Source organism: Alloacidobacterium sp., from assembly GCF_035631355.1.
GTDB lineage: Bacteria > Acidobacteriota > Terriglobia > Terriglobales > Acidobacteriaceae > Alloacidobacterium.
The window spans coordinates 1-13,481 of record NZ_DASQIX010000016.1 but is presented as its reverse complement, the minus strand read 5'-3'; the positions used below and the strand labels follow the sequence as shown (position 1 = coordinate 13,481).

Sequence of the window (13,481 nt, the reverse complement as noted above, 5' to 3'; positions counted from 1 at the left end):
GGGAAGCAATGTGTCGTGTGCCTGATTTGCATATGGCGCGTTATCATGGGAAGTTCTTTCCGCAAGGAGAAGTCCTATGCCCGCTGTTACCGCGTGTCCGCTTGCAGCATCGCCTAAGGCAGTCGATACAAATGTAAAGCAAATCACTCACTGGATATCCGGGGATCGTGTTGAGGGATCGTCTGGGCGGTTTGCTGATGTCTTTCATCCTGCTTCGGGCCGGGTCCAATCCCTTGTGCCGCTGGCCAACGATGCCGAGGTAGACAAGGCTGTTGCGGCAGCTGCAGCGGCGTTTCCTGAATGGGCTGCACAGCCACCGCTGCGGCGCGCGCGTGTGATGTATCGCTTTCGCGAGATATTTGAGCGCAGGATGGAAGAAGTTGCTGCGCTGATTAACAGCGAGCATGGCAAGGTAATCTCTGACGCGCGCGGCGAGGCCACTCGCGGGCTGGAAGCGATTGAGTTCGCCACCGGAATTCCGCAGCTATTGAAGGGCGAGTACACCGAGCAGGTGGGGACAGGGATTGACAGCTGGTCGATGCGTCAACCGCTGGGCGTGGTTGCGGGCATCACGCCATTCAATTTTCCGGCGATGGTGCCGTTGTGGATGTTTCCTATTGCGCTGGCATGCGGGAACACATTTGTTCTGAAACCGAGCGAGCGTGATCCGAGCTCATCGATTCTGCTGGCGGAGATGCTGAAGGAAGCGGGCTTGCCGGATGGCGTATTCAACGTTGTGCACGGCGACAAGGTCGCTGTTGACGCGATCCTCGCGCATCCGTTGATCCAGGTGGTGAGCTTCGTTGGTTCCACGCCGATTGCAGAGTATGTGTATCGCGAGGGCACCAACCATGGAAAGCGCGTGCAGGCGCTGGGCGGTGCAAAGAACCATCTGGTGGTGATGCCTGACGCCGATCTCGACCAGGCGGCGGATGCTCTTGTGGGTTCGGCATACGGATCGGCCGGAGAACGGTGTATGGCGATCAGCGTGGCGGTCGCGGTGGGAAGCCAGACAGCAGACAAGCTGATTGAGAAACTGAAGAGCCGCGTCGCCGGGCTTTTAGTCGGTGATGGCGTAAAGGATGATGCTGATTTTGGACCGCTTATCACGAAGCAGCTACTTGAGAGAGTGAACGGCTATGTTGAGCTTGGTGGGAAGGAAGGCGCGGAGCTTGTTGTTGACGGGCGCAAGAGCGCGCTGCCGCGCGGTGAAGGATTCTTTATCGGCGCATGCCTCTTCGATCATGTGAAGCCGGAGATGCGAATTTACAAGGAAGAGATTTTCGGCCCGGTGTTGGGTGTTGTGCGGGTCAATAATTTCGAGACCGCAGTGCAACTCATCGACGAGCACGAGTATGGCAACGGTACATCACTATTCACGCGCGATGGCGATACGGCGCGCGATTTTGCTCGACGCGTACAGGCGGGCATGGTGGGCATCAACGTTCCGATTCCGGTGCCAATGGCCTTTCACAGCTTTGGCGGGTGGAAGCGGTCGCTGTTTGGCGACCACGCGATGTATGGGCCGGAGGGAGTGCGCTTTTATACGCGGCTGAAGACGGTGACGGCCCGTTGGCCGACCGGAATCAGGACCGGTGTGGATACGACTATGCCCACTTTGGGGTAGGCCGAATTCGTAGCGGGAACGAAACCGCAGGTCCCTCCACTGCGTCGCTCCGCGACTCCGGTCGGGATGACAATTTGTTTTAGAGCTTGCGTTAAACAATACGCTGTTCGTCGGCGATGTGCAAGTGCTTGTCGAGGGTATCGATGCCTCGGACAATTTCCTCTTCAGTAATAATGAGCGGCGGCGCGATGATGAAGTGGCTTACCCATGCCTGCATGATGACGCCGTCGGCGAGAGTTTTTGCTGCGATCTGATCCACTAGCAGCGGCTTGCCAGAGACTTTGTCGGTGTAGGTATTGAACGGTTCTTTCGTTTTCTGATTCTTCACCAGATCGACGGCCCAGAAGAGCCCTTTGCCGCGCACATCGCCTATGCTCGGATGCTTGGCTTTAAGCGCCTTCAGTTTCTCTTCGACAAACGGGCCAAGCTTTCGCGCTCTTTCAACGAGGCCGAGGCGCTGCATTTCACGAATGGTGGCGACGGCGGGAAGCAGCGTCATGGGATGCGCTTCATAGGTGTGACCGTGCGCGAAGTAGTGGTCCTGAAAAAAGTCGCCGATTTTTTCCGATGTTGCGCAGAGGCCCAGAGGCACATATGCCGCTGTGATGCCTTTGGCGGTGGTGAGAATATCGGGCGTTACGTTCCATAGATTCATAGTGAACCACTCGCCGGAGCGTCCCCACCCGCTCATGACCTCGTCAGCGATGAGCAGCACGCCGGTATCGTCGCAGATGCGGCGCAGCTTGGGCATGTATTCTGGGGGCGGGACGATGACGCCGTTCGTTCCGACGATAGGCTCGACGAGCGCGGCGGCTACATCGGTTTCGTTGCGGATCATGTGCTCGATGTAGTCGACGCAGGCGATGCCGCATTCGGGATAGGTGTGTTTAATGGGGCACTTATAGCAATGCACTTCAGGCCCGAAGATAACGCCCGGGCCTTTGCCGCGTGGTTCCATGGCCCAGCGGCGCGGGTCACCTGTGGCGGCGATGGAGCCTGCGGTTGAGCCGTGATAGGAGCGGTAGCGCGTGATGATCTTGGTTTTTCCGGTGTACATGCGGGCAATTTTGAAGGCGGCCTCATTGGCGTCGGTGCCGGAGGTAGTGAAGAAGAATTTGTTCAGCCCTTTCGGCAGAACTTCAAGCAGCAGCTTCGACAACTCGGCGCGCGCGGTCGTTGTGTAACCCGGCAGAACGTAGGCGAGATCCTGAGCCTGCTTGGCAATGGCGTCGATGACGGCCTGGTTCTTGTGGCCAAGGTTGGAGCACATCAACTGCGCTGAAAGGTCGAGGTAGCGCTTTCCGTTCGCGTCGACGATGTAGCAGCCATCGGAGTCAACGATGTGCAGCGGGTTCCAACCTTTTTGAAATCGCCATGTGCCGTAGTTGGTCTCGCGCGTGATGCGGACAACTTCTTCGGAAGTCATTTCGGTTGTAGTGGGCTGCGTCATTGTTTCGTGGGGAGTCATGGAGTGGCCTCGATTCGTTCGGTTGCGACGGCTGGCTTGCCCAGCATCATCAGGTAATAGAGAGCGCCGGACAGGAAGAAGCCGACGAACCATGCATAGTCGTACAGAAAGGCGACGGAGGGCGCGAAGCGTCCGATGAGCGCGGCAACGACTCCGATCACCAGGGCGATGAGCGCGGCGGGGTTCAGGCCGCGGCGGTACTCGTAGATTCCGCCACGGCGATAGAGGGAGTAGCAATCGAGCTTCGTTCCACGCACTAGAAAGTAGTCGGCCACCATGATGCCAGCGACCGGGCCGAGCAGGCCGGAATAGCCAACGAGCCATCCGAAGACGTAGCTGCCGAAGGTCTCCATCAGCTTCCACGGCATCATGGCGAGTCCGAGAAAACCGGTTATCATGCCGCCGGTGCGAAAGCTGATGAGCCGCGGGGCGAGGTTGGAGAAATCGTTTGATGGTGAGACGACGTTAGCGGCGATGTTTACGTTCAGGGTTGCGACGAGCAACCCGATCAGGCCGAGGAAGGCCGCGAAGGGCTGGTGGATGCGGCCGATCAAGGTAATGGGGTTCCAGATTGGCTCACCGAAGACGGCTGTCGATGCCGAAGTGACAGCGACTCCGATGAAGGAATAGAGCGTCATGGCGACAGGCAGGCCGAATGCCTGTCCGATCATCTGGGCGTCCTGATTTTTTGCGTAGCGCGTGAAGTCGGGAATGTTGAGCGAGAGGGTCGCCCAGTAGCCGACCATTGCGGTGAGCGAAGGGAAGAAGAAACGCAGGAAGCTGCGCGTCGATGTGAATTTGCTGGGTGTGGACAGCATGGGGCCGAAGCCGCCTGCTTTATGCAGCATCCAGAACAGGAGCACGAGCGAGATGGCCAGCATGAACGGCGCGGAGAGGCTCTGGAGAAAGCGGATGGATTCAACGCCGCGCCACACGACGGCCATGTTCAGCAGCCAGAAGCCGAGAAAGCATATCCACAGTACCCAGGGCATGTGAATAGTCTGCGGGAGAAGCACACCGACCATGGCGGCGATGGCTTCTCCGCCCAGCCAGGACTGGATGCCGAACCATCCGCAGGCAACGATGGCGCGAAGTATTGCCGGTATGTTTGCGCCGATGGGGCCAAACGATGCGCGCACGAAGACAGGAAACGGGATGCCGTACTTGGCTCCGGCATGCGCGTTGAGCAGCATGGGAATGAGCACAATGAGGTTGCCAAGCAGGATAGTGAAGATGGCCTGCTTCCAGTTCATGCCGCCGGCGATGAGCGACGACGCGAGCATGTATGTCGTTACGGCCATCGACATGGAAAACCACAGCGCGATGTAGTTGTAGGTGCTCCAGGTGCGCCGCGCTGGCTCGGTGGGCGCGAGGTCTTTGTTGTAGAGGCGCGGGTCTGGAGCAAGCTCGGCTGCGGATGGGATCAAGCAAGGCCTCCAGCGTTGGCTTCGCGTTTGACGAAGCGTCCGCGTCCGGTTGTACCGAGAAACTTGCCCGGCTGCGACATGTTATCGACTACAAGTTCACCGCGCGAAAAAACTTTGGCTGCGTTGCCTTTCACTTTCCAACCTTCAAACATGGAGTAGTCGGTGGCCATGCGCTGAGTTGCGGCGGAGATGGTGTAGTCGGCATTGGGGTCCCAGAGCAAGATGTCGGCGTCTAGGCCGGCTTTGATGGATCCTTTCTGCTTTTCCATGCCGAAGATGCGCGCTGGCGCGGTGCAGCATAGCTCGACGAATTTCTCAGGCGTGAGGCGTCCTGCGTTGACGCCGTAGTGCCAGATGATTTGCAGGCGGTTTTCGACGCCCGGGCCACCGTTCGGAATCCTGGCAAAATTCTCGCGGCCGAGCGATTTCTGGTCGGCAAAGCGGAAGGGGCAGTGGTCGGTGGAGACGACAGACAGCGAACCGTCTTTGAGCGCGTTCCAAAGTGGCTCCTGATTCCACTTCTCGCGCAGAGGAGGAGTAAAAACAAATTTCGCTTCATCCCAGCTTTTGCCGGGCATCTGGTCTTCGAGGGAAAGAACGAGATATTGCGTGCAGGTCTCGGCAAGCGCCCTGGCGCCCCGCTTCTGCATGAACTTCAGGTTGTCGAGCGCATACGCATTTGAGAGATGCACGATGTAGACCGCTGCCCCGGCCATATCAGCAAGAGCAATAGACCGGTGCGTAGCCTCGGCTTCGGCTTTCGGCGAGCGGGACAACGCGTGATAGTGTGGCGCTGTCTTGCCTTCAGCCAGCATCTGCGCGACCACGATGTCGATGGCGCTGCCGTTCTCGGCGTGAATGCAACAGAGCGCATTGAGCTTCGCCGCTTTCTGCATCACGCGGAACATCAAGCCGTCATCGATCATCAGCACGCCGGGATAGGCCATGAAGAGCTTGAAGCTGGAGATGCCTTCAGCGACCATCTCTTCCATCTCGCGCAGCCCTTGCGCGCCATCGCCGGGTCCGAGGTCGGTCACCGCCATGTGCAGAGAGAAATCAATGCAGGCTTTGTTGTCTGATTTCTTTCGCCACGTATCGAAAGCTTCGCGCATGGTGTGGCCTTGCGATTGAAGAGCGAAGTCGATGAGCATCGTCGTGCCGCCGATGGCTGCGGCCTGTGTGCCGGAAGTGTAGTCGTCGGCTGAGACGGTGCCGCCGAAGGGCATGTCGAGATGGGTGTGAACGTCAATACCGCCAGGCATGACGAGCAGATTTGAGGCATCAACGATTGTATGGTTCTTCGGATCGATGCTGCCGCCGACCTGCGCGATCTTTTCGCCTTCCATCAGCACGTCGGCTTTTCCTGATCCATCCGAGTTCATTACCGTGCCGTTTTTGATCAGCGTTCCCATTGCGCCTCCTACATCGTACTCGCTAAAGATTCGGGTTGCCGGCATCGGCCATGCTTTCTGTAGCCACGCCGGCGTTCACGCGTTCTTCCCATGTTTCCGGCGACTGTCCATTATCGACGCGCTCCATCGTAATGCAATCGGGCACTGGACAGACGAGTGAGCAGAGGTTGCAGCCGACGCACTCGTGCTCGTCGACGCGGGGGATGCGGGCGAGCGGCGTTGGGTATGGACCGGTTTCGCCAACGCCGTTGAGATCGAGCTTGGGGATTGGCGTTGTACTGATGCGGCGCGCGCTTTCCGCTGCGACGATATCCGGCGTGCGCGATGTGTCCGGAGCGGGCAGGGTGCGATCCACATGGATGCACTGGTGCGCACCATCCCAGCAGGCAATGTAGCAAAGGCCGCAGCCGATGCACTTGTCTTCATGAATGCGGGCGACGATTTTGTAGTTGAGGTTGAGATGCTTCCAGTCGGTGACTCTAGGTAATGAAAGGCCGCGGAAGTCATCGGGTGATTCATAGCCTTTTTGCCGCATCCATGCGAGCAGACCGTCGGCCATGTCTTCGACGATGCGATAGCCATAGTGCATGACCGCGGTACAGACCTGCACTGTGCCTGCACCAAGCAGCATGAACTCGGCTGCATCCTGCCATGAACCGATGCCGCCGATGGCGGACATGGGCAGCGCGGCCTGCTCGTCTGACATGACCTGCTGCACCATATTCAACGCGATGGGCTTGACTGCCGGGCCGCAGTATCCGCCATGCGAGCTTCTGCCATCGACGTTCGGGCGTGGCTCGAGCGTGTCGAGATCGATGCCGGTGATGGAATTGAGGGTGTTGATGGCGGAAAGAGCGTCGGCTCCTGCCTGTTTTGCGGCGCGCGCTGGCATGCGGATGTCGGTGACGTTGGGCGTGAGCTTGATGATGACCGGCGTGCCCGCTTTCTCTTTCACCCATTCAGTGATCTGGCCGCAGTACTCCGGCACCTGACCGACGGCTGAGCCCATGCCACGCTCGCTCATGCCGTGCGGGCAGCCGAAGTTGAGTTCGAGTCCATCGGCGCCTGCGTCTTCGGCACGCTGCACGATCTCATGCCATGCGTCGCGCTTTGATTCGACCATCAGCGATGCAATAACGACGTGTTTTGGGTAGCGGCGCTTTACTTCGGAGATCTCGCGCAGATTGACTTCGATGGGGCGGTCGCTGATGAGCTCGATGTTATTGAGGCCCATCATGCGCTGGCCATTCCAGTCGATGGATGAGTAGCGCGAACTGACGTTGGTGATTGGTTCGCCGATGGTCTTCCAGACAGCGCCGCCCCAACCTGCGTCAAAGGCGCGCATGACTTGCTCACCGCAGTTGGTTGGAGGTGCGGAGGCAAGCCAGAACGGATTCAAACACGGGATACCGGCGAAGGTGGTTTCAAGCGTTGGCATGTTGTTCCTCCAACCACGCGGCGATTCCGACGCCAGCGCGCTTGCCATCGGCCACAGCATCGACTACTTCGCGCCCGCTATTCGTGCAGTCGCCTCCTGAGAAATATTTTGGATTTGAGGTCTGGCCGGTTGCGCGGTCGATGAGGATGCGTCCGTGGTCGAGCTTGATGTTGTCGTCTGCCAGAAATTCTGTATGCGTGGACTGCCCGATAGCGAGGATGACGAGATCGACCGGTATGTCGAAGTCCTCTTCGGGTTTTGGCAAGAGAGAGTCGTCAAGCTTCGCGAGGCGGAGAGATTCGACTATGCCATTTCCGTTGATGCTGACAGGCTGTGTGTGCCACAAAAACCTCACACCTTCAAGCTTCGAGTTCTCGTACTCGTATGCGAAGGCCGACATCTGCTCAGGGCCACGGCGATAAACAATGTGGACTTCGCTCGCGCCCAGGCGGGCGGCTGCATTGGCGGCGTCGATCGCGGTGTTTCCGGCTCCGATGACGGCGACGTGTGCTGGCGCGGACGTGATCTTTCCGCTTTTGTAATCCGCAATGTAATCGAGCGCGTTGGTTACGCCGGCTAACGATTCCCCAACGATGCCAAGCTTGTGGATCGCGCCCAGGCCGAGGCCGAGAAAGACTGCATCGTGCGAGGCTTCGAGTTCGCCCAGCATCTTCGCGTCGACTGTGACATCGAAATGAAATTGAACGCCGAGTTGCGCAAGCATATCGATTTCGCGCAGGCTCTCCGCCAGAGGGAGCTTGTATTCGGCTATGCCGTAGGTATTCAGACCACCCGGCAGCGGTTGCGCGTCGAAGATTTCCGCGCGGATGCCGCGGCGGCGGAGCTCGGCCGCGCAGGCAAGTGATGCGGGGCCACCTCCGATGAGAGCGACTGACTTGCCGGTGTCCGCTCCAGACGAGAAGGGAAGCAACGCTCCGCTTTCATACAAACTGTCCATGGCAAAGCGCTGCAGTCGCGCAATTGCGATGGGCTGCCTGTTGTAGCGGTGCATGACGCAGGCGCCCTCGCACAACACGGCGACCGGGCAGGCGCGGGCGCAGCTTGCTCCTAGGATATTGGCATCGAGAATGGTTTTTGCTGACCCATCCATATTGCCGCTGGCGATCTTCTTGATGAAGCGCGGCACATCAATATGCGTAGGGCAGGCAGCGGTGCAGGGCGCGTCGAAGCAGTAGAGGCAGCGGTTGGCTTCAGTAAGCGCGACGGTTTTGTTGAATGGCGGATGCAGGTCGGGGAAGCGGGCTGCGATTTCAGGCGCGTCCGGTGCCTGCTCGAAGAAGTTTGTAGGCTCGCTCATCGATTTCCCAAGGCTCTCCCGCGCTGGCGGCTGGAAGCCCAGCTTATGCAATATATTTCTATCGCAAGCGGCAAAGGCTCGTCATTTCAGCCGTGCTGCTGTATCCAGTGGATAGTTTTTTCGGCAAGGCGATTTAGCGCAACAACCGCCAGCTCGAGGTGCTCGCGCTTTGTGTCCTCGGCGCGATTGTGGCTGAGGCCGTTAAGAGACTGCACGAACATCATCACGGTTGGGATGCCGAGGCGCGCGACCTCAGCCGCGTCATGCAGGGGACCGGAGGGAAGCTTTTCGGAGACTTCTGCGGTTTCGGTGACCGCTTCTTCGCACAATTTGATGAGTTCGGGATGGAAGGGAATTGGCTCAATCGACCATATCTTTGACCACTCCACGGAGCAGCGCTCTTCCTGCGCGAAGCGTTCGCTAGCTTCACGAGCGTCACGCAACATTCCGGCGAGAATGTTTGCGTCGAGATCGCGCATGTCAAGCGTGGCTTCGCATCTACCGACTACGGCGGTCACGATGCCGGGGAATGTCTTGACACTGCCCATGGTCGCAACTGACTGCGGGTGCTTGCGGGCGATGGGGCGTATCTCCAGAGCCAGCTTTGCGGCTGAGGCGAGCGCGTCGCGTCGCGCTTCCATGGGCGTGGAGCCGGAGTGCGCCTCCTGTCCGTGAAACGTGATGGTCCAGCGCTCGACTCCCTTGGTGCCCAGCACGACACCGAGCGGCTTTCCTAGCTTTTCGAGAATCGGGCCCTGTTCAATGTGCAGTTCGAGGTATGCGGCGATATTTTTCTGCTCACGGCTGGCTCCGCCGATGCGTTCGACATCGATGCCACAGTTTCGCAGCGCTACTTCGAGGGTTGTGCCGTCGCGATCGGTGCGGACGCGGTCGGCGTTAACGGTGTGGGTTCCGGCAAAGGCGGACGATCCGAAGAGGCTGCGGCCAAAGCGCGCGCCTTCTTCGTCGGCCCAGTCTACAAGGCGCACTGTGCATGGCGCCTTGCCGTTGTATTCATTGGCGAGGCTGGTGAGGACTTCAAGTCCCGCCAGCACTCCGAGACAGCCGTCGAGCCAGCCGCCGTTGGGGACGGAGTCGAGATGACTGCCGATGACCAACGCTTTGTCCGATTTGCCCGGCAGCGTTATCCAGCGGTTACCTGCAGCGTCGTAATGATGCTCGACGGGCAGACTCTTCAATCTTTCTTCGAACCATGCGCGCGCTTTGAGCCAGATTTGAGACCAAGCCAACCGCTGCGCGCCCTGCTCGTCGGCTGTGAGGGCGCGCAGCTCTTCAAGGTTCTGCAAAACTGTCTTTGGGTCGACCATTGCCAGCCTCGATTCTATTCAGCTGGCGTGATCACGATGCTGCGGAATTCGACATGGCCTTTTTCGCTGCCCTGCAGGTAGATTGGCCCGGGCATCGCTTCGTGGCTATTGACAGCGCCGCCGGTGATGCCGGGAATCTCCTGATTGTTGATGATGGTCTGACCGTTTTGCACGATCGTGACTTTTCTACCGATGAGCGTGATGTCGAAGGTCTGCCATGTATCGGCTTTGCGCGGCAATTCCGGTGAAGGTGCGATGTAGCCGTAGATACCGCCGGTATGATGGCTGGGCGGCTCGTCCTGTGACTCGGTTTCAATCTGCGTTTCATAGCGGCCGCGAAGGTAAACTCCGCTATTTGCATCTTTTCCACAGTTAAACTCAACATGGAGCTTGAAGTCCTGAAATTTCGAATTACTGATAAGCTCGGGTCCATGTCCGGGGCTAATCAGCAGTCCGTCGCGAACTGTCCAAACGGGAGGGCCGGGATTGCTCATCGTCCAGCCGGTCAGGTCTTTTCCATTGAAGAGTTGAACGGGTTTGCCCCACTTCGGCTCGGAGGACCGCACGAGAGAGGGCGCTCGCACACCGACCCATTGCCATGTGGTTCCATCGGGGCCGTTTACGGTTCCGGACAGAGATTTGCCGACAATCTTACCCTGAAAAACCAGGTCGGATTTGCTGCCTTCTTCTTCTTTGGGCGAGACGAAGGTGAGGGTTCCATTTGCAACGTCAACTTTGGGGAGCGGACGGGCGTTGCCCCAGCGCCCCACCATCCGCGCTTTTAGCTGGCCGTTTTCCTCACTGACTTCCAGCCAGGAGGGATATTCATGGTCGGGAGCTTTCAGTGTCAGGTCCCATCGGCCCAGGAACGGCTTCGCATTTGTGTTCTGAGCAAAGCCGGGAGCGGCGGTAAACAAGATGGCGAATGCAGCGGCAAAAATCAGTTTCTGGAATTTCATTGAATCGGCCTCTCTGGGTTGAATCATGCGAGTGATTTGATGGTCCCTGATGCCGCGTCCCAATAAACCGGAGTTCCGCGGAAATACGATTCATTTGCGAGATGGCATCCGAGCGCAGCATTGTGGCCAAAGACGGCATCCTGCAAGACTGGCTTACGCGAGCGGACTGCTTCGAAGAATTTCCAGAGATGCGGCTTTAGATCGTCATAATCATTGCCGTTGTAGGTAATGGTTTCAAGGGCCGGTTCCTGCCCGGGCGTCGGATCGTGTTTTTCATGCCACTCCTTGACGTAGGCATTCCTCATGGCGGCAGGGAAGGAGGCGGAATAGTAGCTTGGAGAGGTATCGACTCCGAACTGTGGGGTATAGCTGACGCTGAATTCGCGCAGCTCGATGACGCCTTTGGAGCCCTGAAAGCGCGTGACCTCGGTGGACTCGCATCCCAGGCTCAGGCGCATGTAGACGGGCACGTTGTCATACTCGAAAAGGACAGGATGCACGTCCGGCATATTGCGTCCGTCCTTCCAGCGGTAGATGCCGCCAAAAGCAGACACCTTCTTCGGCGGCTCGTTGATGCCGAGTACAAACTGCATGCCGCTGATGAGATGGACCAGCAGGTCGCCTGCCACGCCGGTTCCGTATTCCTTCCAGCAGCGCCAGCGCGCGAACCTATACCCATCGAAGGGTATCTTCGGGGCAGTTCCCTGCCATGTATCCCAGTCGAGAGTTTGGGGAGACAGGTCAGTGGGCAGCGGATATTCCCATGCGCCATTGGGATCGTTGCGTCCATAGGTCGCCTCGATCAGGTTCATGTCGCCGATAGCGCCCTGTTCGAAAAGTGCCTTCGCTTTTGCGCAAAGAACAGAACTGGTGCGCTGTGCGCCGATCTGCACGATGCGGTCTGTCTTTTTCGCTGCTGCGACCATGGCCAGTCCGTCTGCCGGATTGTGTGACATGGGCTTTTCGCAATACACGTCTTTTCCTGCGGCCAGTGCATCGACTACAGCCTGTTTATGCCAGTGATCGGGGACAGCGATAATAACGGCGTCGATATCTTTGGAGTCGAGTAGTTCGTGATAGCGGCGGGTTGTGCGGATCGGCTTGCCGACGATTTCCTTTGATAATTCATGACGGCCGTCATAAAGATCGGCAGCGGCGACGCATTCCACTCCTGGAAGTTGGATCGCGGTAGTGAGCAGGTTCGAGCCTTCCATCCCAACGCCGATGATGCCAAAACGTATCCGGTCGCTTGGAGCGACTGACTGAGACGAGGACGGTATTGGTTCAGCTTCGAGAAAATTTGAACCGGTGAGCAGGGAAGCTCCTGCCGCTCCCGCAGTGGTTTGCAGGAACTCGCGTCGAGAGAAAAGGGCTTTATTCATAATGGCAATCTCCTACAAGTAAATTTTGTGGCGCATTTTTCTGTCGTGAATACAGTAACTGACTGAGTTACATGCTTCAATGGGTGCCGATTTTAGGACAGCGTGAATTTGGATTCACGATATAGTGAGGACTGACAGGAAACCCATTCGTGAATTCGAGCGCATCCGGCACCTATCTCTATGACGACGCTTTCTTTCGCTACATTCAGGAAGGCTCGACGCGGTCCGCGCAAAAGGTTGTTCCTCTTGTAGTTGAGACGCTGGGTACAAAGAGCGTGCTAGATGTAGGGTGTGGTGCGGGTGCGTGGCTGCGGCAGTACAGCCATCAAGGAATTGCAGATTATCTGGGCGTTGATGGCGAGTATGTGCAGAAGGAATCGCTGCTGATTCCAGAAGAAAATTTTCGCGCACAGGACATTACCAAGTCATTTGATCTGAAACGGGGCTTCGATCTGGCGCAGTGTCTTGAAGTAGGTGAGCACCTGCCGACGTCCGCGAGCGAGACCCTGGTTGAGAACCTTGTCAGGCACAGCAGCATGGTTTTGTTCTCAGCGGCCATTCCGGGGCAGGGCGGAGAGAACCATATCAATGAGCAACCCTATGAATTCTGGCGCGCGCTGTTCCGGAATCATGGATATGTGCCGTTTGATTTCGTCCGGCCTGCAATTAGGGACTGCTCAGAAGTGGAAGCCTGGTACCGACACAACGTCATGCTGTATGTGGCGGAGGAGCAGGTCCAGGCGCTATCGCCAGCAGTGGCAAAGGCGCGGGTCGCGGACAATGAGCCGATTGCCGATGTTGCCGGAGTGCTCTACCGGCTGAGGACGCAGGTGCTTGCGCCTCTTCCGGTCGGGTTGGTGTCAAAGCTGGCTATGTGGAAACATTCGAGTGTACTTTTGTACCGGAGAATGACGCGATAGAACCCGAACGAGTTCCTGTGAATACGACACTGCCTCCATCCATGCTCGCCAGAGTCCTGTTGCAGCGATTGGCGATCGTTGTTCCTTGCTACAACGAGGAAGAAGTGCTGCCGGAAACGGCTTCATGTCTGGAGTCTTTAATTCAAGAGCTAATCGCGGCTGGTCTCGTTCGCGAAGTTTCCCTCTACTTTATTGATGATGG

General features: G+C 57.9%; 10 protein-coding genes and 1 pseudogene. 3 read left to right on the top strand and 8 right to left on the bottom strand.

All coding sequences use genetic code 11. The features are described from left to right. The first annotated feature begins 76 nt into the window (after nt 1–76). Nucleotides 77–1,627 (top strand): CoA-acylating methylmalonate-semialdehyde dehydrogenase, encoded by a 1,551-nt coding sequence (locus VEV40_RS04030; RefSeq protein ID WP_324830351.1) that lies wholly within the window; start codon nt 77–79, stop codon nt 1,625–1,627. Nucleotides 1,628–1,718: 91 nt separating this feature from the next. On the opposite strand, the gene VEV40_RS04025 is transcribed toward VEV40_RS04030, so the two are convergent. The 8 genes from VEV40_RS04025 to VEV40_RS03990 all read right to left on the bottom strand — a co-directional run bounded on the left by VEV40_RS04025 (nt 1,719) and on the right by VEV40_RS03990 (nt 12,359). Continuing rightward, entirely contained in the window at nt 1,719–3,095 is a 1,377-nt protein-coding gene (locus VEV40_RS04025) for an aspartate aminotransferase family protein (protein WP_324830349.1), read from the bottom strand. After that, nucleotides 3,092–4,522, bottom strand: coding sequence for an NCS1 family nucleobase:cation symporter-1 (locus VEV40_RS04020; protein ID WP_324830348.1), 1,431 nt, complete (start codon nt 4,520–4,522; stop codon nt 3,092–3,094). The genes VEV40_RS04025 and VEV40_RS04020 overlap by 4 nt, the downstream gene beginning before the upstream one ends. Then, nucleotides 4,519–5,979, bottom strand: coding sequence for a dihydropyrimidinase (gene hydA, locus VEV40_RS04015; RefSeq protein WP_324830346.1), 1,461 nt, complete (start codon nt 5,977–5,979; stop codon nt 4,519–4,521). The genes VEV40_RS04020 and hydA overlap by 4 nt, the downstream gene beginning before the upstream one ends. Continuing rightward, complete coding sequence (preA, locus tag VEV40_RS04010) at nt 5,957–7,372, bottom strand: NAD-dependent dihydropyrimidine dehydrogenase subunit PreA (protein ID WP_324830344.1); 1,416 nt, start codon at nt 7,370–7,372, stop codon at nt 5,957–5,959. Before preA ends, hydA begins: the two co-directional genes overlap by 23 nt. Continuing rightward, nucleotides 7,359–8,690 carry an NAD(P)-dependent oxidoreductase gene (locus VEV40_RS04005; protein WP_324830343.1) on the bottom strand — a complete coding sequence of 444 codons (1,332 nt, stop codon included), beginning with the start codon at nt 8,688–8,690 and terminating at the stop codon, nt 7,359–7,361. The genes preA and VEV40_RS04005 overlap by 14 nt, the downstream gene beginning before the upstream one ends. A gap of 86 nt (nt 8,691–8,776) precedes the next feature. After that, nucleotides 8,777–10,018 (bottom strand): Zn-dependent hydrolase, encoded by a 1,242-nt coding sequence (locus VEV40_RS04000; protein WP_324830342.1) that lies wholly within the window; start codon nt 10,016–10,018, stop codon nt 8,777–8,779. 14 nt (nt 10,019–10,032) lie between these two features. Further along, a complete protein-coding gene (locus VEV40_RS03995; RefSeq protein ID WP_324830340.1) occupies nt 10,033–10,977 on the bottom strand; it encodes a DUF1080 domain-containing protein in 945 nt (314 codons plus the stop codon). Nucleotides 10,978–11,000: 23 nt separating this feature from the next. Next, on the bottom strand, nt 11,001–12,359 hold the full coding sequence (locus VEV40_RS03990; RefSeq protein ID WP_324830339.1) for a Gfo/Idh/MocA family oxidoreductase: 1,359 nt from the start codon (nt 12,357–12,359) through the stop codon (nt 11,001–11,003). A 149-nt stretch (nt 12,360–12,508) separates the two neighbouring features. On the opposite strand from VEV40_RS03990, the gene VEV40_RS03985 reads away from it, so the two are divergent. Together VEV40_RS03985 and VEV40_RS03980 are read left to right on the top strand one after the other, a co-directional pair. Next, nucleotides 12,509–13,279, top strand: coding sequence for a class I SAM-dependent methyltransferase (locus VEV40_RS03985; protein ID WP_324830337.1), 771 nt, complete (start codon nt 12,509–12,511; stop codon nt 13,277–13,279). 17 nt (nt 13,280–13,296) lie between these two features. Beyond that, nucleotides 13,297–13,481, top strand: a pseudogene (locus VEV40_RS03980) (hypothetical protein); the annotation flags it as partial.

Bases quoted from the DNA above. Each gene is read 5' to 3' on its own strand.
- VEV40_RS04030 (WP_324830351.1), top strand. From the start codon at position 77: ATGCCCGCTGTTACCGCGTGTCCGCTTGCAGCATCGCCTAAGGCAGTC.
- VEV40_RS04025 (WP_324830349.1), bottom strand. From the start codon at position 3,095: ATGACTCCCCACGAAACAATGACGCAGCCCACTACAACCGAAATGACT.
- hydA (WP_324830346.1), bottom strand. From the start codon at position 5,979: ATGCCGGCAACCCGAATCTTTAGCGAGTACGATGTAGGAGGCGCAATG.
- preA (WP_324830344.1), bottom strand. From the start codon at position 7,372: ATGCCAACGCTTGAAACCACCTTCGCCGGTATCCCGTGTTTGAATCCG.
- VEV40_RS04005 (WP_324830343.1), bottom strand. From the start codon at position 8,690: ATGAGCGAGCCTACAAACTTCTTCGAGCAGGCACCGGACGCGCCTGAA.
- VEV40_RS04000 (WP_324830342.1), bottom strand. From the start codon at position 10,018: ATGGTCGACCCAAAGACAGTTTTGCAGAACCTTGAAGAGCTGCGCGCC.
- VEV40_RS03995 (WP_324830340.1), bottom strand. From the start codon at position 10,977: ATGAAATTCCAGAAACTGATTTTTGCCGCTGCATTCGCCATCTTGTTT.
- VEV40_RS03990 (WP_324830339.1), bottom strand. From the start codon at position 12,359: ATGAATAAAGCCCTTTTCTCTCGACGCGAGTTCCTGCAAACCACTGCG.